Raw genomic sequence first — 20,173 nt, forward strand, 5'->3', positions numbered from 1 at the left:
AAGGCTTTGCCGCGACGGCTTGTTTCACGAGGAATTTATGGTCACGGAAATTTCACTCTCCGACGTGCGGGGATTGATCGGCATGGAAACGGGCCTATCGGATTGGATCACCGTCGACCAGTCGATGATCGATGCCTTCGCGGCGGCGACCGACGATCATCAGTTCATTCACGTTGATCCCGCACGCGCGGCAGCCGAGAGCCCCTTCGGCGGCACCATCGCTCACGGCTTCCTGACACTGTCTCTGCTGTCGACGATGAACTACAACTGCCTGCCGAAAGTGCGCGAGCAGACCATGGGCATCAACTACGGCTTCGAGCGCGTCCGCTTCATGACGCCGGTGAAGAGCGGCGCCCGCGTCCGCGGCCGCTTCCTGCTCTCCGAGGCCCGCTTCCGCGGCGCCGGCATGCTGATGACCACCTATGACGTCTCGATCGAGATCGAAAACGAGAAGAAGCCGGCGCTGACGGCAAAATGGATCACCATCATCCAATTCGACCCGAAGGACCGTCCCGAGGACGTCTAAGCAAAACTGCTTTTGCTACTCGGCCGAATTGAACACAGCTTCGAGAGCATGTCCGTCGGGATCCGTGACGAACGCCGCGTAATAGTGCTCACCGTAATGGGGCCGCAGGCCGGGCCGGCCATTGTCACCGCCGCCATGCGCGATGGCCGCCGCATGAAACCGATCGACCGCCTGGCGGTTCGGGGCGGCAAAAGCCAGATGAAAACCCGGGCCGGCTGGACGCTGGCCATCCGGGCGATGCTTGATCGCCAGTTTGTCCCCGCCGCCGGGAAGGCCATAGCCGATTGCCTGCCCCGTTTGCCCCGGCCGGATATCGTCCCAGACCCTGACGTAACCGAGCGCGGCCAGCGTGGTATCGTAAAATGCCGCCGACCGTTCAATATCGGAAACGCCGAGAGAAGCATGGTGCAGCATTGGCCTACCCCTTGAATGAAGGCTTACCCAGCCGGGATTGGCGCGGGCTCAATGCCCGGCGTCGTGAGCCGCCTCGTTCAGCAGCCCGAAGACGTAATCCGAAAACGACCGCCAGCACTCCACCCGGAACGTGTCTTCTTCCGTGCGGAAAAGCACGATCTCCGCCTTGCCCAGGATTGTGCGCGATGCGGCTCCGACCGGAAAGCCAGCAAGCGACAGATCCTGCGGGCAGCCGGCCGAAAGCGTTGCCTCCGCGCCCGGCCCGGAGACGATGATTGCCACATTGCGGTGGGACACGTCGGTCGCCGAATGCAGCGCGCCGGCACCGGAAAATGCCGCCATCAGGTCGGCGCCATCCTCATCGATGACAAGCCATTCGTCCGGCCCGATCCACAGCGCCGAGCGGGCGCCAGCCCGGCCGGATGTTTTCGGGGCGGTCGGCAGTGACAGGCCGAGAGCAGCGGAAAGTGTTGCGAGCGATTCTGCAGGCGCCCGCAGCGCCACCCGGCTGGCAGCGGGTGCGGTCGTCAGCCGCACCGTTGCGGAGCCGCCGAGACGGCCGGCAAGCGCCGGTTTGCGAATTGCGACATCAGCCATAGATGCGGCCCCCTTCCTTGTCAAAGAATACCAGATCCGTCACTTCGACGGCGATCGTCCGGTCCGGCATCGGCACATAGAGCGTTTCGCCCATCCGCGCCCGGCCGCCGGCGACGAGCGCGAAGGCGATCGACCTGTCGCAATTGTCCGACCAGTAAGCTGACGTGACGTGGCCGAGCATGGTCTTCGGCTTCGGCTCGTTCGGGCTCGCGACGATCTGCGCGCCTTCTTCGAGCACCAGATTCGGGTCCTTGGTGACGAGGCCGACAAGCTGCTTGCGCCCGTCCTTGACGAGATCCGGCCGCTTCAACCCGCGAATGCCGACGAAATCCGTCTTTTTCTTCGAAACCGCCCAGGAAAGTCCGGCGTCATCGGGGGTCACCGTCCCATCGGTATCCTGCCCGACGATGATGTAACCCTTCTCGGCGCGAAGAACGTGCATCGTCTCGGTGCCGTAGACGCAGGCGCCGAGCGGTTCGGCATTGGCCCAGACCGCTTCGAGCACCGACTGGCCGTAATCGGCCGGCACGTTGATTTCGAAGCCGATTTCGCCGGTGAACGAGACGCGGAAGAGCCGTGCCGGCACCCCGCAGACCGTGCACTCGGCAACGCTCATATGCGGGAAGGCCTCGTTCGAAAGATCGAGTCCTTCGACCAGCGGCGCGACGATCTCGCGCGCCTTCGGCCCCTGCACGGCGATGACCGCCCATTGTTCGGTCACCGAGGTCAGCCAGACCTTCAGATTCGGGAATTCCGTCTGCAGGTAATCTTCCATGTGGTGAAGGACGCGCGGCGCGCCGCCGGTTGTCGTCGTCACGTGGAAACGGTCGTCCGCCAGGCGTCCGACGACACCGTCGTCATAAACGAAGCCGTCCTCGCGGGTCATGATGCCGTAGCGAGCCTTGCCGGGCTTCAGCGTATCCCAGGCATTGGTGTAGATGAGGTTGAGGAACTTCGCCGCATCCGGCCCTACCACCTCGATCTTGCCCAGCGTCGAGGCATCGAAGATACCGGCCGACTCGCGCGCCGTCCGGCATTCGCGAGAGACCGCCTGATGCATGGTCTCGCCGGCCCGCGGATAGAACCAAGCGCGCTTCCAGTTGCCGACATCTTCGAAGACCGCGCCATGGGCTTCCTCCCAATCGTGCAGCGGCGTCTTGCGCGTCGGATCGAACAGCTCTCCACGCGAGTGGCCGATCAGCGTACCGTAGGTGACCGGCGTATAGGGCGCACGGAACGTGGTGAGCCCCACCTGCGGGATTTCCTTGCCGAGCATTTCGGCGGCAATCGCCAGGCCATGCATGTTGGAGAGCTTGCCCTGGTCCGAGGCCATGCCGTTGGTCGTGAAGCGCTTGATATGCTCGATCGAATGCATGCCTTCGCGCACGGCAAGGCGGATATCCTTGGCGCAGACGTCGTGCTGGAAATCGATGAAGGCCTTGGCGTTGGTCTTCGGACCGGCGCCTTCGGCAGCGCCGATCATGCCGCCCGTCCAGTCATAGGCTTGCTCGGCCGAAATTGCGATCTTCTCGCCGCTGCTTTTGCCGGTGGCCTGCGCCATCAGCTCGCCGGCGGCAAGCGATTCCTCGATCGTCCGCTGCAGGTCGTCGGTGCCGTTGCAGGCGCCGACCGACAGGCAGTCCTGGGCATAGGAGCCGGGCAGGAAGCGCTGGCTTTCGGCATCGAAGGCCACTTTGCCGCGCGACTGCGAGAAGAGATGGACGGACGGCGTCCAGCCGGCCGAAACCAGGAGCGCATCGACCGCGATCTTGCGCGATGAACCGCCGCCGTTGCGCGCCACCGTCATCGATGAGATGCGCAGCCGTCCCGCGGTGTTGATAACAGACTGGCCTGTGAGAACATCGATGCCGAGCGCACGCGCCTCTTCCAGCACCGCCGCTCCCGGCGCTTGCCTGCTGTCGACGATGGCGGCGATCGAAACACCGGCCCGTTTCAGATCGAAAGCCGCTTCATAGGCCGAGTCGTGCGCCGTGTAGATGCCGACCTTGGTCCCGACGGCGACACCGTAGTGATTGAGATACATCCGCCCCGCCGAGGCGAGCATGATGCCCGGCCGGTCGTTGTTCGGAAATACCATGTGCCGCTCGATCGCGCCGGTGGCGAGGATGACCCGCTTGGCCCGGACCTGCCAGAGCCGCTCGCGCGGCAGATCGTGGGAGGGCTTGGCGATATGGTCGGTGACGCGCTCGGCAAGACCGACGAAATTGTGGTTGTAGTAGCCGAAGGCGGTCGTGCGGGTGAGCACTTCGACATTGTCCATCGCCTTCAGCCGCGCCACGGCCTTCTGGGCCCAGGCATAGCCGTCCTGTCCGTCGATCGTCACGCCGGCATCGTAGCGCAACGCACCGCCGGCTTCCGCCTGCTCGTCGCAAAGGATCACCCGGGCACCGGTCTCAGCCGCAGCCAACGCAGCCGAAAGCCCGGCAACGCCGGCGCCGACCACCAGCACGTCGCAATGGGCATAGCGGCTGGCATAATGGTCCGGATCCTCTTCCGTCGGCGCGACCCCGAGGCCGGCGGCGCGACGGATGAGCGGTTCGTAGACGTGTTTCCAGGCGGCGCGCGGCCACATGAAGGTCTTGTAGTAGAAACCGGCGGCGAAGAACGGCGACATCAGATTGTTGACGGCGCCGACATCGAAGGCGAGCGAGGGCCAGCGGTTCTGGGAGTTGACGATCATGCCGTCAAAAACTTCCTGCACGGTGGCGCGCACGTTCGGCTGCTTGCGCGCCGTATCACGGGCGACGTCGATCAGCGCGTTCGGCTCCTCGGCCCCTGCAGACAGAATACCGCGGGCCCGGTGATATTTGAACGAGCGTCCCAGAAGATGCACATCGTTAGCGATCAGCGCCGAGGCGACGGTATCACCTTCGAGCGCCGTATAGCTCTTTCCGTCGAAGCTGAAGCGGGCGGTCTTGGCCGGTGTCAGGCGCCCCTTGCCGGCGATACGGTTCACGCCGCTCATTGCGCCTCTCCTTCCACGGCTTCATATGTCTCGACAGGCCCATGCTGCCTGGCCGCAGCCCCGATCTCAGGCTTCGGCTCGCCCGCCTTGTAGGTCACGATGAACTTGTCGGTCACCGTATCTCGCGCCGCGTTGAAGAAACGCCCGCAGCCGTGAATGTGTCGCCAACGTTCGAAGATCAGCCCCTTCGGATTGTCGCGCAGAAAGAAGTAGGCCTCGAATTCCTCGTCCGAGATCGAGGCGATCTCGGCGGGCCGCGCGATATGCGCGTCACCCGCGCCGCGGAATTCGAGCTCGGAACGCTCTTCCTGACAGTAAGGGCAATGGATCAGCAGCATGTGGGATTTCCTTCTCCTCCCCTTCTCCCCAGCAGAGAGAAGGTGCCTGAAAGGCGGATGAGGGGGTAAGCGACGAAAGGAGTGAGCGTCCGAGGCTCAGCCATAACATTTGTCATCAGTGCGCCACCGCCGCCGCCGCTGCTTCGTCGATCAGCCGGCCGCTGCGAAAACGCTCCAGCGTCAGCCCGGCATTGAATTTATGCGGCTCGTCGCGGGCAATCAGATGCGCGAAGAGATTGGCCGAGCCTGGCGTCGCCTTGAAACCGCCGGTGCCCCAGCCGCAATTGACGTAGAGCCCGGGAACCGGCGTCTTCGACTGGATCGCCGAACGATCCGGCGTATTGTCGACGATGCCGCCCCATTGCCGCATCATCTTGACGCGCCGGAACATCGGGAAGAGCTCGCAGATGGCATCGAGCGTGTGGGTGATGATCTGCAGCCCGCCGGTCTGGGAATAGGAATTATACTGGTCGGTGCCGGCGCCGATGACCAGCTCTCCCTTGTCGGACTGGGAGATATAGGCATGCACCGTGTTTGACATGACGACGCAGGGAAAGATCGGCTTCAACGGCTCGGAGACCAGCGCCTGCAGCGGGCTCGATTGCAGCGGCACACGCACGCCGGCCATCTGCATGACAGTTGTCGTATGGCCGGCCGCCGACACGGCGACCTTCTTGGCGCCGATGAAACCGCGCGAGGTCTCGACCCCGGTCACCCGTCCGTCCGCACCGCGCCGGATCCCGGTCACTTCACAATTCTGGATGATGTGCACGCCGCGGTCCGAGGCCGCTCGCGCATAACCCCAGGCGACCGCGTCGTGCCGCGCCGTGCCGCCGCGGCGCTGCAGTGCTGCGCCGTTGATCGGGTAGCGCGCGCTGGCCGAGATATCGAGCGGCGGACAATAGGCCTTCGCCTGCTCCGGCGTCAGCCATTCATTGTCGATGCCGTAGAGCCGGTTGGCATGGATATGCCGCTTGAAGGACTGCTGGTCGTGAATATTGTGCGAAAGCATCATCACGCCGCGCGGCGAATACATCACATTGTAGTTGAGCTCCTGGGAAAGCCCTTCCCAGAGCTTCATCGAATGCTCGTAGATGTGCATGCTCTCTTCATAGAGATAGTTCGAGCGGATGATGGTGGTGTTGCGCCCGGTATTGCCGCCGCCGAGCCAGCCCTTCTCGATCACCGCAACATTGGTGATGCCGTGTTCCTTGGCGAGGTAGTAGGCGGCACCCAGCCCGTGGCCGCCGGCGCCGATGATGACGACGTCGTATTCAGCGCGCGGCTCAGGCGAAGTCCACTGCTTCTCCCAGCCCTTGTGGCCACGAAGGGCCTCCCGCGCCACGGCAAAAACCGAATATTTCCGCATCCGCCTTCTTCTCCTTCGGGCAAGGGGCTGTTCTCCGCGCCCATACAAATCGCAAATCCAAATGCGGCACAACGGTTCTTTTGCGACGCGCGAGAGCTTTGCTTTTGACACTAAACGACATGATGGCGAAAAACTGCGCGGTTTTCGGTCGACGCCATGCTCTGCCTCCTCCGTCCTAGCCCAACAGGGTGAGAAGACAAGCAATTGCTAAAATGCTAATCATCGCATGTTCTGGGGTATGTGTATCATGTGGGGTTGGCGCTCAGTATCAGTCGCGACGCTTTGCGTCGCGTTAAGCAGCGCATGGCCGGCACCCGCCGCCGAGCCGGTCGGCCAGGCTGTCGTCATCAAGACCGAGGTGACGGGACAAAGCGGCCCGATCGAGGTCGACACCAAAGTTCATCGCAACGAGCGCATCAAGACATCGCAATCGGGGCTCGGCCAGTTCCTGTTTCGTGACGGCACGAAGCTCGCGGTCGGCTGGGGTTCGTCGGTTGTCATCGACAAATATGTCTTCGATGATTCCCAATCGGTCAAGAAACTGACCATCAGAGCGGCAAAAGGGACGTTCCGCTGGGTCAGCGGCAGTTCCAACTCCTCGGCCTACCAGATCCTGACGCCGGCCGGCACGATCGGCGTACGCGGCACCGCTTTCGATTTCTACGTCGGCCCTGACGGCACGACCGCCGTCGTGCTGCTGAACGGCGCGGCCCAGTTTTGCGGCCCGGGCGGCTGCCGGCAGTTGCAGCAGCGCTGCGATTGCGTGGTGGCCAAGCCGAACGGCAATATGTCGGCGGCACGCCGGGTCGATCCCAGTGTTCTCGAGACGCTCGGAAATCCGCGCGCCCTCCCCTTCCTCTCCGGCAATCAGCGACTTTCGGGCGGCATCGGCATGCTCGGCGGCTGCAATGTGGCCTCCGTCGCGCCGGACAGAAAAGAGAGAAACCGGCCCTCGCCTCCGTCTTCAACCGAGCCGGCGCCCAATCCGCAGCGACAAGATCCGCCGCAGCGGCAGGCCGAGCCGCAGAAAGAGCGGCCGGCCACGCCCGACAAGCCCGACAAGCCTGACAAGCCGCATCACGACAAACCGGATAAACCCGATAAGCATGATGGCCGTGGCCGGCATGAACATCACGATCAGCACGATGATCACGACTATCACGATCGAGGGGATCATCGGGATCGTGACCGCGATCACGATAAAGATCGGGATCACAAAAGGGATCGGAACCATGGCAAGGGCTGGGGCCTCAATCGCAACCGCTGACGCCCTCAGTCGGCCGCACTCTTCTCCAATCCATCGGGCGCCTCGCGAAAATGATCCGTCCTGCCGGATATTCGTTGATAGAATTCCGCCAGGCCGTCGATCACCTGCACCGCCCTGAGCTTTGCCGTGCCGATAAGCTTGCGGGTGTTCTTCGAATGCGAAAGCAGGGCCTGCATCAGTTGCTGATGAACGCCAACAAGTGCTGCAAACTCGGCAGATGCGGCAACACGTTCGTCGCCGACGACGGCAAGGATCTGCGTTCGGCTGCTCTTGCCTTTGAGCGGAATGGCGCCGGCCTCGATCAGCGCCATCCCCTGCACCGACTTTGCCGTGCTGTCGGATATCAGAATATCGAAGCCAACCTCCTTGCAGCATGATTCCAGCCGCGCCGCGACGTTGACGGCGTCGCCGACCGCCGAATAGTTGAAGCGGGTCTTGGCGCCCATATTGCCGACGCAGGCAAGGCCGGTATGAATGCCGATGCCGATCCCGACCTTTTGTTCGGGCCCGAAGCCGAAGGCGTCGCCGGCATTCAATTCGGCCAGCGTCTCGCGCATGGCAAGTGCAGCGCGAACCGCCTTGGTCTCATGATCGGCCACATCGACGGGCGCATTCCAGAATGCCATGATCGAATCGCCGATGAACTTGTCGAGCGTGCCTTCATTGGCCACCACATGGCGGCTCAGCGCATCGAGCAACGTGTTCAGGAACGCGACGACATCCGTCGGCGCCAGCCGCTCGCTGATCTCGGTAAAGCTCCTGACATCGACGAACATCACCGTCAGCTCGCGGTCGTCGCCGCCGAGGCGCAACGCGTCGCGGGTATGCTCGATGCGATGCAGCAGCGACGGAGAAAGATAATGGCCGAAGGCCCGCCGCACCGCCCGCCGCTCCCGGTCGATCACCAGGATCCGGAAGGAGGTCGCGGCAAAATGGATGATCGATCCGCTGACGATTGGAGCCAGCGGATCGAAGAGAAGTCCTGCATAGAGAAACGAGAGCCAGGACGCCACCAACCCCATTGCCGTGATCAGCAGGCCGCAGATCAGCGCGACCGCCGGGCTGACGAAGGTCGTCACCACGACGAGCAGGCATCCGAGCACGGCAATCATCAGGATTTCCAGGCCGTCCGCCCAGTCGGGCCGCGACAGGTAATGACCAGAGAGGATCTGCTCCACAGCCTGCGCATGCAGCGAAACGCCGGGAACGTTCTCGCCGAGCGCGGTGACGCGAATGTCCTGCAGCCCGGCCGCCGACGTGCCGACGAAGACGATGCTGCCGTCGATGGCGGCCGCGACCTCGGGAGCGGCCCCTTCGGCGGCGAGCACCTGCCGGGCGGATATGTACCGCTCGGCCCGGTCGGGACTGACATAGAGCCAGAGTTCGCCCGCCGCCGTCAGCGGCACGACGAAATCCCCGATCTTTGCCGATGTCATGATGCCGGCGCGATCGGGCGCGCCTGACAGCACATAGGTCGACACTCCCTGCGCCACGCGCAGGGCCTCGATCGCCAGATTCGGATAGAGCTGCGTGCCGTCGGTCAGAAACAGCGGCACCGCCCGCACCACCGGCGAGGGATTGCCGGGGTTGAGGCTGATATGACCCAGCCCCGCCGCCTTGGCCTCCAATTGCGGCCTGAGTGGTGTCGAGGCGCGGAGATAGGGTGGAGCCGAGACGGGGCTTTCGCCGGTGAAGGCAAAGCCCGCCTTGACAGGCGGCCGGTAATTGCCCTCGTTGGAAAGACCGAAGCCGAGGACGACGGGTTTCTCGGCAATTGCGCTGGCGAATATCTCGTCATTGTCAGGCAGCTTCTCGGCAAGGGAAGGATCGACGCCGGCAACCTCGCGGACAACGTTGCGCGGCGACAGCCGGTCCGGCTCGGCGAACAGAATATCGAAGGCGATGGCCGCAGCCCCCATCTGCGAAAGCCGGTCCACCAGCAGGGCGATCCGGTCCCGCGGCCATGGCCATTGGCCGAATTCGCGCAACGATGCCTCGTCGATGTCGATCACGCGGACCGGCATCGGCTCGAAGGTTCTGGGAACCAGCCGCTGATACTCGTCGAACGTCACGCCGCGGATCAGCTTGAAAATCCCGGGATCGCCGGCCCGGAGGATCGTCAGCGCAGCCACGATCGCCAGGCCGATAACGACACCGATTTGCTGCACGCGCGTCATCATCTCACCGGGCGTCCCCTCCCACGGCAGACAGGGTAGAGCGGACCGAACCTGCCGTCAGACAGGCTACGCCGCTTTCAGTCCAAACGCCATTCGCACATGCATCCCGAGCAGTGTCTTTTCCGCCTCCCGCATTTCGTTTTCCGGCCGGCGGCCTGCAAACCTCTTCAATACCAACACACCTCCAATTTTGGCCGTGCTTTTGCTTGGATGACAAGGCTTCGACCTTGCTCGGCGCGCGGCGAAATGTTCTTGTAGCGACCGAAAAATCGGATGCTTTCGAGAGCGATGGAGGTCGCCGTGATTTCCGAAACCGCCGCGCGTCGCAGCGGCCACTGGCTGATTGTCGTCGTGCTGGCAATGCTCGCAGGGCTGCCGCTGGCCGTCTGGCTCGATATCAGCGATCTCTCCGGAAACACCCTGCGGCGTCAGGCGCGCGACATGAGCTCGCTGATATCGAGCATCCGCTCCTACTATTCCGCCAATGTCGTGGGGCGCGTGCTGGCCGCCCATGCCAGCGGCGCGACCGAAGGCACGATCGTCTCTCACAACTACGCGAATATACCAGGCGCCATTCCGCTGCCGGCCACATTGTCCCTGGAGCTCGGCGACGTCATTAAGGAACAGCAGGCCAATATCACCTACCGTTTCGTCTCCGACCTGCCGTTCAAGAGCCGCGCCTCTCACGAGCTCGACGACTTCGAGAAGAAATCGCTCGCCGCGTTGCGCGCCAATCCGCAGCAGACGCTGAACGATCTCACCCGCGTCGGATTGACCGACACCTTGCGGTTCATCACCCCCGTCGTCATGGGCCAGGCCTGTGTTGCCTGCCACAATAGCCATCCCGAAAGCCCGAAGACTGATTGGAAGGTGGGCGATGTGCGCGGCATTCAGGAGGTCATCATCCGGCAGCCTTATGCGGGCAACGTCTTCGCCTTCAAATACCTGCTCTGCTATTTTCTTTTCGTCGCCATCATCGGCATCAGCTTCATTCTGCTCCAGCGGCAGCAGGCGCGCGCGATCCATAGCGCCAACCAGGATCTGGAAGCGGCGAACGAGTTTCTCGCCAGCGTTTCGCTGAAGATATCGCGCTATCTCTCGCCGCAGATCTACAAGAGCATCTTCTCCGGACAGAAGGACGTGGTCGTGCATACCGAGCGCAAGCGCCTGACGATCTTCTTCTCCGACATCAAGGATTTCACGGCGACGACCGAGCGCCTGCAGCCGGAAGCGCTGACGGAGATGCTCAACGAATATCTGACCGAAATGTCGAATATTGCCCTGGAGCATGGCGGCACGGTGGACAAGTTCATCGGCGACGCGATGCTGGTCTTCTTCGGCGATCCCGAAACCAAGGGACCGGAGGAGGACGCCAAAGCCTGTCTGCGCATGGCCGTCGCCATGCAGCACCGTCTCGGCGAACTCAAGGACAGATGGCGCAGAAACGGCACCGAAGAGCCCTTCGTCGTCCGCATGGGCATCAACAGCGGCTATTGCAATGTCGGCAATTTCGGCAGCAATGACCGTATGGACTATACGATTATCGGGGCGGAGGCCAATCTCGCGGCCCGGCTGCAATCGATCGCCCAGGGAGGAGAGATCGTCATCAGCTACGAAACCTATGCGCTGGTGAACGAAATCGTCGACGCCCATCCCCTGCCGCCGATCACGATGAAGGGCATCCAGCGCGAAATCGTGCCCTATGCGGTGGATGGGCTGACGCTCGGCGCGGATCACAAGAGCCGTGTTCTCAGCGAGCATCTCTCCGGCCTTGACCTGCATCTGGATATGAGCCGGCTGGAGCCGGCCGACCGCCTCCGGGTCAGGACGGCTCTCAAGGAGGCCATCGCCGCGCTGGATGAAGCCGCGCCCGAAACGGCCGGATCGTGAGCGGATTCGGGGCAGGCGTGATTTTTCCACCTGCCTCCCATATCCATCTGGACTTCCCATACCCGATCTGCTATTCCGCATCACCAATCGCAAGGCTGCGGCCGCGCGAACGTTATTGTTTTGCCTCTGGCCGCTGCGCCGCCTCCGGCATCAACCAACCAAAGGAACGTGATTCTCGTGCAGGTACTTGTCCGCGATAACAATGTTGATCAGGCTCTCCGCGCTCTCAAGAAGAAGATGCAGCGCGAAGGCATTTTCCGCGAAATGAAGATGCGCGACTACTACGAGAAGCCGTCGCAGAAGCGTGCTCGCGAGAAGGCCGAGGCTGTTCGTCGCGTTCGCAAGCTGGCCCGCAAGCGCGCCCAGCGCGAAGGTCTGGTCGCACGCTGAGCGTTGCCGTCGTTTTTTCGACGTTTTCAGATGCATTGTGGCGGGGGCGATGGGTTCGCCGCCGCCTTTTTAGTTTGCCGCTGAAGATCGCATATCCGCGCACCGGATATGCCGCATGGGGAAAGCGAGCCCGAATGGCTGTCAACACCTTCAATCCGTCCCGCGCTTTGCGCTTGCAGAAAACCGCATTCCTGCCCGCCTTGGCGCTGGCGGCGATGTTCGGCCTCGCCGGCTGCGAGACGACCAACACCTCGGATGCCGTGATCCGCATCGACAAGGCGCAAGGTTCGGAAGAGAACATCGCTTCGCTGACGGCTGTTATCAATGCCAATCCGAGAGATCCAGAAGGTTACAACGTCCGCGGCTCCGCCTATGGCCGCGCCGGCGAGTTCCGCCAGGCGTTGAACGATTTCAACACGGCGCTGCAGATCAACCCGCGGTTTTTCCAGGCCTACGCCAACCGCGCCCTTGTCTATCGCAACATGGGCCAGCAGGCTCAGGCGATTGGCGATTACAATGCCGCCCTGCAGATCAATCCGAGCTACGACGTCGCCTATATCGGCCGCGGCAATGTCTATCGCATGGCTGGCCAGGACGATCAGGCTTTCAACGATTTCGACAAGGCGATCCAGCTCGGCACCACCGATGGCCGCGCCTATCACAATCGTGGCCTGATCTATCAGAAGCGCAATCAGCAGGACAAGGCGATCGACGATTTCTCGAAAGCCATCTCGCTCGCGCCGAATTCTGCCGAACCCTATAATGGCCGCGGCATTTCCTATATCGCGCTGAACGACGACGACAACGCCTTTGCCGATTTCAACCATGCGATCGAGCTCAACGGCAACCTCGCCGAATCCTGGGCCAACCAAGCGCTCGTCTACGAACGTCGTGGCGATAAGGCGAAGGCCGCCCGCTCTTATCGCCACGCGATCGGCCTCGATCCCAAATACCAGCCGGCACGCGACGGTCTTGCCCGAGTCGGCGTTGCCCCAGCCGGCTAAGGATATGAATCGGGCGGCCCGAAAACATCGGCCGCCCGTAGCAGCCCCTGCCGATCGCACCGCCCATCGGGGCGCCGGCCAAAGCCCTGAAGATTCAAACGAATCTTGCGGAAGCACCCTGCCGATATCGTCAATGTGAGATTGTGTCGCGCCGGGCGGCGGAAGCGATCCCCGCCAAAAAAAGCAGCCGCGCGCCTCCTTCAGAAGAGACGCCGGAAAAAGCGTCCGTCACCGTCGATCGCGTGTCATACCATGTTGCAACCTGCTCTTGCTCCCCCTAACATGGCGCTGCTTCGATAGCCCGCTATCGGGCGTTCGAACACGTGTTGGGGGCGGTTTGCGAGAGATGCGGATCTTTGCTTTCCTGGCCGCAAGCGAAAACCGTTGCGGGCCACGCGCATTCCGGCGCCGCGCGTCTTTTCAGGCGCGTAAAGGATGCAGTCACCCTGTGAATGGCTGCATAATTGTACCGTTAGATCGATCCGATTTAAGGAATTATGCCGTAGCCCACGTCATGTGGCGCGGCAGATGAAGATCGTCGCACTGTTCTTTCCCAAAGCCTCGATCGGCACCTACCTCGTCGCCATGGCGGTGGCGATCGCACTGCCGATCTTCGCCTTTGTGACGCTGCTTCTGCTGCAGCTGGAAGACAACCAGCGCTCGGCGCTGAGGCGCGAGACGGCCCAGGATGCGCTCGCCCTTTCGCGCATCATTGATCGCCAGCTTCAGGATATGGCAACGACGCTGCGGCTGCTTTCCAGCTCGCCGGAGCTGGAAAATGGCAATCTCGCCGCCTTCCACGAACGCACCGAAACGGCCCTTCGAGACAATACGCTTTTCGTCATCGCCGTCGATCGCAGCGGCCAGCAGTTGTTGAACACACGCCGGGCATTCGGCACACCGCTCGACAAGACGGCGAACATGCCTGCCCTCGAGGCGGTCATGGCTTCCGGTCGCATCGAAGCATCGGACGTCTTTCGCGGCCGGACCAGCGGCGATTGGGTTTATAACGTCACCCTGCCGCGGAAGAACGATCCCGTTGCTGCCCTCATCATTACCCAGGATGCCAAGGATCTGCGCAAGCTCGTGACCACCGAGGGTCTTGCAACCGGCTGGTCGGCTGCCGTCATCGATGACAGCGGCCATGTCGTCGCGGCCACCGGCCCCGCCAATCTAGAACCCGGCACGGCTTTCGATCCGCGCATCCTGCCCGCACTCACCGCGCCGCGTGGCGTCTTCCGGGACGAGGCGATCCTGCCGCACATGCTCCTCGGTTATGCCCAAATCCCAGGTTGGTCGTGGAAGACAGTGATCTGGGGACCGATCGCCCAGGCTTCGATCCTTAGCACCTGGCGTTTCCTCATCATCGGCGGCGTCGCCCTGGTGCTCGTCGCCGTGCTGGGCGCCTATGCCGTCGCAAGGCAGGTGCGTACCACCATCCGCGATATCGCCGAAATGGCGAACCGCATGGGCGAAGGCCATATCGTCTCGCCGGTCGAGACCAGCGTCATCGAGGCGAACCAGGTGGCGATTGCTCTTTCGAATGCCTCTTTCGATCGCAGCCAGACCGAGGACCGACTGCGTTTCGTCATGCATGAGCTCGTCCACCGCACCAAGAATCTTCTGACGCTAGCCCAGGCAATGATGCGCCAGCTCGCCAAGCAGTCCGACAGCGTCGAGACCTTCCGCGCCGCCGTCGCCGACCGCCTCGAGGGGTTGGTGCGTTCGATCGAGCTCCTGACCAGCGAGCAATGGGGCGGGGTGTCGCTGCGACGGGTGGTCGACATTCATCTGCAGGCCTTCCCGCAATCGCGCGAGCAGATCGACATCAGCGGGCAAGACTTCGTGCTGAAGCCGGATGCCGTGCAGAATCTCGGCCTCGCTTTGCATGAACTTGCCACCAATTCGGTGAAATACGGCGCGCTCTCGGTGCCGCAAGGCCGCGTCCGCTTCGAATGGCGCGATATCAGGGAGGAAGACAAGCCGGATGCCCTGCTCCGCTTCACCTGGGAGGAGCAAGGCGGCCCGACGGTCACCGAGCCATCACGCTCGGGCTTCGGCACGACCGTGATCAAAGCCCATGCCGCCTCCGCCTTCCGCGGCACGGTTGAGATCGATTTCCGCCCCGAAGGTCTGCTGTGGGTGCTGACGGCGCAACGCGCCACGCTGGAGCGGGAATAGAGCGCTGCGCGTCTCTGCAGACGCGCTGTCACTTTGAATCTGCGCCCGGAACAATCGCTATTTCCACCCGTTTCGGACAGGTCGTTCCAAAGGAGAAAGGCCATGTTCAAGCAAATCATGATCGCAGCCGCGGCACTGACGGCCGCTGCCTGGGCGAGCCCGGCGGGCGCGGAAAACTATGTCACGCTTGGCCGTCTGGTCTGCGGATCGGATGGCGGCCAGGGTCTGATCGTCACCTCGCAGAAGAACCTCATCTGCACCTACACACCGGCATCCGGCGGCGCCAAGGCGGTCTATGCCGGAAAGATCGAGAAATTCGGGCTCGATATCGGCCAGACCGGCAAGAGCGTCATGATCTGGCAGGTGCTGGCAAAGACCGGCACGGATATCCCGCAATTCGCCCTCGCCGGCGAATATTACGGGATCGGCGCCGATGCGAGCATCGGTGCAGGCGCCGGCGCCAAGGTCATCGCCGGCGGCACCGACAAGGCCTTCATGCTGCAGCCGTTGAACGTTCAGGCGCAGGAAGGTTTGAATCTGGCGATCGGCGTCGAGAAGATGACGCTGGTGCCGGGCGAGACCTGAGGAAACTAGCCAGGTCTGCCGCAAATCGAACAGCCGCCCCGAGGGCGGCTGCATCTTTGTCGATCAATGCGCGATCGCCTTGTTGATATCCTCGGTCATCTTCTTCGCGTCACCGAGCAGCATCATCGTGCCGTCCTTATAGAACAGCGTATTGTCGATACCCGCATAGCCCGAGCCGAGCGAGCGCTTGACGAAGAGGCAGGTCTTTGCCCGGTCGACATCGAGGATCGGCATGCCGTAGATCGGCGAGGTCTTGTCGTCGCGCGCCGCCGGATTGGTGACGTCATTGGCGCCGATGACATAGGCGACATCGGCCTGAGCGAATTCCGAATTGATGTCCTCGAGCTCGAAGACTTCGTCATAAGGAACGTTGGCTTCGGCGAGCAGCACGTTCATGTGGCCGGGCATGCGGCCTGCGACCGGATGGATCGCATATTTCACCTCGACGCCGTTTTTCTTCAGATTGTCGGCGAGCTCACGCAATGCATGCTGGGCCTGGGCGACCGCCATGCCGTATCCCGGCACGATGATGACCTTTGAAGCATTCGCCATCAGATAGGCTGCATCCTCGGCCGAGCCGAGCTTCACCGTCCTGTCGGATGTGTCCGGCCCGCCGATGGCCGTCTCACCCCCGAAACCGCCGAGGATGACGGAGACGAAGGAGCGGTTCATGCCCTTGCACATGATGTAGGAGAGGATCGCGCCGGAGGAGCCGACAAGCGCGCCGGTGATGATCAGCGCCAGATTGCCGAGCGTGAAGCCGATCCCGGCCGCGGCCCAGCCCGAGTAGGAATTCAGCATCGAGACGACGACGGGCATATCGGCCCCGCCGATCGGCACGATCAGCAGAACGCCGAGCGCCAGCGACAGTGCCACGACGGCCCAGAAGTCGAAATGGCTTTCGGTGGCGGCAAGCCCGATGATGAAGAGCACGATCAGCACCAGCAGGCTGGCATTGATCACATGCCGGTAGGGCAGCAGGATCGGCTTGCCGGACATGCGTCCGTCGAGCTTCAGAAAGGCGATGATCGAGCCGGTGAAAGTCAGCGCTCCGATCGCCACGCCGAGCGCCATTTCGACACGCGCCTCGGTGTGAATGTGGCCGATCTCACCGATGCCGAAGGAGGCAGGCGTATAGAGTGCGGAGGCCGCGACCAGTACGGCCGCAAGGCCGACCAGCGAATGGAAACCGGCGACGAGTTGCGGCATCGAGGTCATGGCGATGGTGCGGGCGACATAGGCGCCGACGCTGCCGCCGATGGCGAGGCCGAGGACGATCAGCACGAAGCCGCCAAAATTCGGCGTCGCCAGCACGAGCGTCGTCAGGATTGCGATCCCCATGCCGATCATGCCGTAGAGATTGCCCTTGCGGCTGGTGGCCGGATGCGACAGGCCGCGCAGCGCCAGGATGAAGAGAACGCCGGAGACGAGGTAGAGAAAGGCTGCGATATTGGTCATCGGTCCCTTACCTGTCCTTCTTGCGGTACATCGAAAGCATCCGCTGCGTGACGAGGAAGCCGCCGAAGATGTTCACCGAGACGAGCACGAGGGCGACGAAACCGAAGCCGGTCGCAAGCCCGCTTGTGGAGATGCCGACCGCCAGAAGCGCGCCGACGACGATGACGGAGGAGATCGCATTGGTGACGGCCATCAGCGGCGTATGCAGTGCCGGCGTCACCGACCACACGACGTAATAGCCGACGAAGATCGACAATACGAAGATGGCGAGCTGGAAGACGAAAGGATCGATCGCCCCGCCGGTCGCAGCACTTGCCGCTTCCGGTGCCTGGGCCGCCGCCGTGATGACGGCGGTCACCGCTTGGTCGAGCTGCTCCAGCGCTCTGTCCATTGCTTCACTGGCCATCAGATGTCTCCCTTCTTCGCGCCGCCGAAGGCGGGATGAACCACGTCGCCGGCATAGGTCAGCATCGTCGCCTTGACCAGCTCGTCGTCGAGATTGACGACGACGCGGCTGGTTTCCTTGTTGACCATGGTCTCGAGGAAAGTGACGAGATTCTTGGCGTAAAGCGCCGAGGCGCTGGCCGCAACCCGGCCCGGCATATTGGCGAAACCGATCACCCTGACGCCTTCGACATCGGCGATCTCGCCGGCGACGACGCCCTCGATATTGCCGCCGCGCTCGACCGCAAGGTCGACGGCGACCGCCCCTGATTTCATCCCGGCAAGCATGGCGCGCGAAACGAGCCGCGGCGCCGCACGACCGGGAATCAGCGCGGTGGTGATGACGATATCCTGCTTGGCGATGTGTTCGGCTACCAGAGCCGCCTGTTTCGCCTGATAGTCGGCGGACATTTCCTTGGCGTAGCCACCGGCCGTTTCCGCCGCCTTGAATTCCTCGTCCTCGACGGCGATGAACTTGGCGCCGAGCGAAGCGACCTGCTCCTTGGCAGCGGGGCGAACGTCGGTGGCTGAGACCGCCGCGCCGAGACGACGCGCGGTCGCGATCGCCTGGAGACCGGCGACGCCGGCGCCCATGACGAAGACCTTGGCGGCCGGGACGGTGCCGGCCGCCGTCATCATCATCGGCATGGCGCGGTCATAGACACCAGCCGCCTCGATGACGGCCTGGTAGCCGGCGAGATTGGCTTGGGACGAAAGCACATCCATGGACTGGGCGCGGGTAATGCGCGGCATCAGCTCCATTGCGAAAGCCGAAAGCCCGGCACTTGCCAGAGCCGCGATCGCTTCGTCATTGCCGTAGGGATCCATGATGGCGATGACCACAGCACCGCTTTTATAGCCTGAGATTTCCGATCCGCTGGGACGGCGCACCTTCAGCACCACGTCGGCGGAGGCCGCATCGGCAAAACTGCCGATCCTGGCCCCAGCAGCCCCGAACTCCCCGTCCGGAATGCGGGAAGCCGCACCGGCGCCGGCTTCGACGACAACGTCGAAGCCGAAACTCTTCATTTTCTTCACGGTCTCGGCGGAGGCGGCGACACGCGTCTCCTCGCCCTCAGTTTCTCTCGCAACAAAAACAATATTGCCCAACTGCCCCCTCCTCCGGGTCAGCCGGACCGCCACAGGCTAGCCTGCGCGGGCCAAGCACCTAGTTCACAAAGCTTCGGAGAAGCTCTCCTCCCTCAGAGCGCCGTGCACCTTTCGGACGCACAAAGGACGCTCTGACCCTCCGAATCTACGCGATTAGCGGAGCAGGACGATGCCGATGGCGAGAAGAATGATGAAGACGAAGAGGCCGCCCAAAAGACCGGCGCCGCCGAAGAAACCGGCTGTCATTGCAAGCAGGAGGACGATGAGCAGCATCGAGCCGTATTTCGCGCCGGCGATGAACATGTCGTAGGTCTTTTCATGTTCCTTGTAATCCATCGGCGCGCCGGTCTCGACCGGTCCGGTATGATGTTCGGCCATAAATATCGTCTCCCTGAAATGCCTCTGCGCTGCCTGATTCCCCCGCTCTTGCGAGGGAAGTCCCTACGTGCAGGGATTACACAATGACAGGCGAAAGCGCAATGCATGAGAATGCCGCAGGCGCGGCTGACAACCACTATGTCAGAGGCCCGGAAAGAGCCCGAAGAGCGGCTGATATCTCTGCATTCGTCGCCCAATTCATCGGCCCCGCGGACATCGTCCCTCCGTCGGGGCAAGGACAAATCACAGCGGCAGGTCGGTGCCGAGCTCGCCTTGCGGCACGAAGCGTGCCGTCGGAATGATGGTGAGCGGCGGCAAGGTGTCGTTGGGATTGCGCGAAAACATCATGCGCTGCTCGCTGGCGCTGGAGATGAAGAAGGGATAACGCGTCAACAGCTTGCGCCCCACCTCGATCACATTCGTCGCCATCAGCGTCATGTCGATCCCGTAATTCTTCGCCAGCCGGCCGGGAACGACCGTATCGGCGTAGAAGACCCGCTTGTAAAAAGCCGCATGCGGCGGCCGAACGAACTGAAGAACGCGGTCCGCACGGAAATACGCTGCCGCCACGATGGTCGGCCTCAGCGTCAGATAAGGGATCCAGGGCAGATCGGCGGTGAGCTCGGGGTCGGCCGCAAAACGCGCCGGATCGATCAGGGTCAGTCCTGCATCCAGAAGCTCGTCCATCGCCTCGGGGAAGGCGCCGCCGGACTGGCTGAGGCGATGCTCGGGTGTCACATAATGAACCCGGATCGTACTGACCAGCTCACCATAATAATACAGTCCGAAAATATAGGCGTGGCTGTCGAAATCGCTATCGTCAAGCAGCCCCTTCGGGGCGAGCGCCAGCACGTCATGGGCCTTGTAGGCCTTGTAGCGCAACCGTTCCACCTCTTCCATGTCTTCGCTGCTTTCGACGCGGCGATACTCGACATGATCCAAAATTTCCAAAATTTTTGTGCTGAAATCGCTACGCTTGAACAGTGTTTCTGACATTTCTCGATCCGCTCGTTAACGGATCATTAATCATACGCCAGCGAAATTTAGGCAAGGAAATCC

At 62.5% G+C, this 20,173-nt stretch carries 18 protein-coding genes; 7 read left to right on the forward strand and 11 right to left on the reverse strand.

The window, feature by feature from the left end:
* Nucleotides 1-37 precede the first annotated feature (37 nt).
* Complete coding sequence (locus FHT75_RS20540; protein ID WP_028756868.1) at nt 38-526, forward strand: MaoC family dehydratase; 489 nt, start codon at nt 38-40, stop codon at nt 524-526.
* 15 nt (nt 527-541) lie between these two features.
* Here FHT75_RS20540 and FHT75_RS20545 read toward each other — a convergent pair whose 3' ends face one another.
* The 5 genes from FHT75_RS20545 to FHT75_RS20565 all read right to left on the reverse strand — a co-directional run bounded on the left by FHT75_RS20545 (nt 542) and on the right by FHT75_RS20565 (nt 6,230).
* Nucleotides 542-940: a VOC family protein gene (locus tag FHT75_RS20545; RefSeq protein WP_063475316.1), complete on the reverse strand. Its 399-nt coding sequence runs from the start codon at nt 938-940 to the stop codon at nt 542-544.
* A gap of 48 nt (nt 941-988) precedes the next feature.
* On the reverse strand, nt 989-1,537 hold the full coding sequence (locus FHT75_RS20550) for a sarcosine oxidase subunit gamma (protein ID WP_063475315.1): 549 nt from the start codon (nt 1,535-1,537) through the stop codon (nt 989-991).
* Nucleotides 1,530-4,523: a sarcosine oxidase subunit alpha gene (locus tag FHT75_RS20555; RefSeq protein WP_063475314.1), complete on the reverse strand. Its 2,994-nt coding sequence runs from the start codon at nt 4,521-4,523 to the stop codon at nt 1,530-1,532. The genes FHT75_RS20550 and FHT75_RS20555 overlap by 8 nt, the downstream gene beginning before the upstream one ends.
* Complete coding sequence (locus tag FHT75_RS20560; RefSeq protein WP_063475313.1) at nt 4,520-4,861, reverse strand: sarcosine oxidase subunit delta; 342 nt, start codon at nt 4,859-4,861, stop codon at nt 4,520-4,522. Before FHT75_RS20560 ends, FHT75_RS20555 begins: the two co-directional genes overlap by 4 nt.
* A gap of 115 nt (nt 4,862-4,976) precedes the next feature.
* Complete coding sequence (locus tag FHT75_RS20565) at nt 4,977-6,230, reverse strand: sarcosine oxidase subunit beta family protein (protein ID WP_028756873.1); 1,254 nt, start codon at nt 6,228-6,230, stop codon at nt 4,977-4,979.
* Between the two features lie 247 nt (nt 6,231-6,477).
* Here FHT75_RS20565 and FHT75_RS20570 point away from each other — a divergent pair, with 247 nt between their 5' ends.
* Nucleotides 6,478-7,497 carry a FecR domain-containing protein gene (locus FHT75_RS20570; RefSeq protein ID WP_063475311.1) on the forward strand — a complete coding sequence of 340 codons (1,020 nt, stop codon included), beginning with the start codon at nt 6,478-6,480 and terminating at the stop codon, nt 7,495-7,497.
* Nucleotides 7,498-7,502: 5 nt separating this feature from the next.
* On the opposite strand, the gene FHT75_RS20575 is transcribed toward FHT75_RS20570, so the two are convergent.
* Nucleotides 7,503-9,674 (reverse strand): CHASE2 domain-containing protein, encoded by a 2,172-nt coding sequence (locus tag FHT75_RS20575; protein ID WP_047616792.1) that lies wholly within the window; start codon nt 9,672-9,674, stop codon nt 7,503-7,505.
* A gap of 288 nt (nt 9,675-9,962) precedes the next feature.
* On the opposite strand from FHT75_RS20575, the gene FHT75_RS20580 reads away from it, so the two are divergent.
* The 5 genes from FHT75_RS20580 (at nt 9,963) to FHT75_RS20600 (ending at nt 15,724) form a co-directional block, all read left to right on the forward strand.
* Nucleotides 9,963-11,564 carry an adenylate/guanylate cyclase domain-containing protein gene (locus FHT75_RS20580; protein WP_047616608.1) on the forward strand — a complete coding sequence of 534 codons (1,602 nt, stop codon included), beginning with the start codon at nt 9,963-9,965 and terminating at the stop codon, nt 11,562-11,564.
* A gap of 177 nt (nt 11,565-11,741) precedes the next feature.
* Nucleotides 11,742-11,954, forward strand: coding sequence for a 30S ribosomal protein S21 (rpsU, locus tag FHT75_RS20585; RefSeq protein WP_003585885.1), 213 nt, complete (start codon nt 11,742-11,744; stop codon nt 11,952-11,954).
* A gap of 134 nt (nt 11,955-12,088) precedes the next feature.
* Nucleotides 12,089-12,958 (forward strand): tetratricopeptide repeat protein, encoded by an 870-nt coding sequence (locus FHT75_RS20590; RefSeq protein ID WP_047616361.1) that lies wholly within the window; start codon nt 12,089-12,091, stop codon nt 12,956-12,958.
* A gap of 528 nt (nt 12,959-13,486) precedes the next feature.
* Nucleotides 13,487-15,139: a sensor histidine kinase gene (locus FHT75_RS20595; RefSeq protein ID WP_063475310.1), complete on the forward strand. Its 1,653-nt coding sequence runs from the start codon at nt 13,487-13,489 to the stop codon at nt 15,137-15,139.
* A gap of 102 nt (nt 15,140-15,241) precedes the next feature.
* A complete protein-coding gene (locus FHT75_RS20600; protein ID WP_047616357.1) occupies nt 15,242-15,724 on the forward strand; it encodes a DUF992 domain-containing protein in 483 nt (160 codons plus the stop codon).
* A 63-nt stretch (nt 15,725-15,787) separates the two neighbouring features.
* On the opposite strand, the gene FHT75_RS20605 is transcribed toward FHT75_RS20600, so the two are convergent.
* From FHT75_RS20605 to FHT75_RS20625, 5 genes are all read right to left on the reverse strand, one after another.
* Complete coding sequence (locus FHT75_RS20605) at nt 15,788-17,182, reverse strand: NAD(P)(+) transhydrogenase (Re/Si-specific) subunit beta (protein WP_063475309.1); 1,395 nt, start codon at nt 17,180-17,182, stop codon at nt 15,788-15,790.
* A 7-nt stretch (nt 17,183-17,189) separates the two neighbouring features.
* Nucleotides 17,190-17,588: a proton-translocating transhydrogenase family protein gene (locus FHT75_RS20610; RefSeq protein ID WP_003542949.1), complete on the reverse strand. Its 399-nt coding sequence runs from the start codon at nt 17,586-17,588 to the stop codon at nt 17,190-17,192.
* On the reverse strand, nt 17,588-18,736 hold the full coding sequence (locus FHT75_RS20615; RefSeq protein WP_063475308.1) for a Re/Si-specific NAD(P)(+) transhydrogenase subunit alpha: 1,149 nt from the start codon (nt 18,734-18,736) through the stop codon (nt 17,588-17,590). The genes FHT75_RS20610 and FHT75_RS20615 overlap by 1 nt, the downstream gene beginning before the upstream one ends.
* A gap of 153 nt (nt 18,737-18,889) precedes the next feature.
* A complete protein-coding gene (locus FHT75_RS20620) occupies nt 18,890-19,114 on the reverse strand; it encodes an aa3-type cytochrome c oxidase subunit IV (protein WP_047616350.1) in 225 nt (74 codons plus the stop codon).
* Nucleotides 19,115-19,357: 243 nt separating this feature from the next.
* Complete coding sequence (locus FHT75_RS20625) at nt 19,358-20,110, reverse strand: N-acyl amino acid synthase FeeM domain-containing protein (RefSeq protein ID WP_047616349.1); 753 nt, start codon at nt 20,108-20,110, stop codon at nt 19,358-19,360.
* Nucleotides 20,111-20,173 lie beyond the last annotated feature (63 nt).

It is taken from the genome of Rhizobium sp. BK112 (assembly GCF_014193215.1).
Classification (GTDB): Bacteria; Pseudomonadota; Alphaproteobacteria; order Rhizobiales; family Rhizobiaceae; genus Rhizobium; species Rhizobium anhuiense.

Coding starts and splice junctions, on each gene's coding strand:
- FHT75_RS20595 (WP_063475310.1), top strand. CDS start 13,487: ATGAAGATCGTCGCACTGTTCTTTCCCAAAGCCTCGATCGGCACCTAC.
- FHT75_RS20555 (WP_063475314.1), bottom strand. CDS start 4,523: ATGAGCGGCGTGAACCGTATCGCCGGCAAGGGGCGCCTGACACCGGCC.
- FHT75_RS20575 (WP_047616792.1), bottom strand. CDS start 9,674: ATGACGCGCGTGCAGCAAATCGGTGTCGTTATCGGCCTGGCGATCGTG.
- FHT75_RS20600 (WP_047616357.1), top strand. CDS start 15,242: ATGTTCAAGCAAATCATGATCGCAGCCGCGGCACTGACGGCCGCTGCC.
- FHT75_RS20550 (WP_063475315.1), bottom strand. CDS start 1,537: ATGGCTGATGTCGCAATTCGCAAACCGGCGCTTGCCGGCCGTCTCGGC.
- FHT75_RS20620 (WP_047616350.1), bottom strand. CDS start 19,114: ATGGCCGAACATCATACCGGACCGGTCGAGACCGGCGCGCCGATGGAT.
- FHT75_RS20540 (WP_028756868.1), top strand. CDS start 38: ATGGTCACGGAAATTTCACTCTCCGACGTGCGGGGATTGATCGGCATG.
- FHT75_RS20625 (WP_047616349.1), bottom strand. CDS start 20,110: ATGTCAGAAACACTGTTCAAGCGTAGCGATTTCAGCACAAAAATTTTG.
- FHT75_RS20605 (WP_063475309.1), bottom strand. CDS start 17,182: ATGACCAATATCGCAGCCTTTCTCTACCTCGTCTCCGGCGTTCTCTTC.
- FHT75_RS20545 (WP_063475316.1), bottom strand. CDS start 940: ATGCTGCACCATGCTTCTCTCGGCGTTTCCGATATTGAACGGTCGGCG.
- FHT75_RS20590 (WP_047616361.1), top strand. CDS start 12,089: ATGGCTGTCAACACCTTCAATCCGTCCCGCGCTTTGCGCTTGCAGAAA.
- FHT75_RS20560 (WP_063475313.1), bottom strand. CDS start 4,861: ATGCTGCTGATCCATTGCCCTTACTGTCAGGAAGAGCGTTCCGAGCTC.
- FHT75_RS20570 (WP_063475311.1), top strand. CDS start 6,478: ATGTGGGGTTGGCGCTCAGTATCAGTCGCGACGCTTTGCGTCGCGTTA.
- FHT75_RS20580 (WP_047616608.1), top strand. CDS start 9,963: ATGGAGGTCGCCGTGATTTCCGAAACCGCCGCGCGTCGCAGCGGCCAC.
- FHT75_RS20610 (WP_003542949.1), bottom strand. CDS start 17,588: ATGGCCAGTGAAGCAATGGACAGAGCGCTGGAGCAGCTCGACCAAGCG.
- FHT75_RS20565 (WP_028756873.1), bottom strand. CDS start 6,230: ATGCGGAAATATTCGGTTTTTGCCGTGGCGCGGGAGGCCCTTCGTGGC.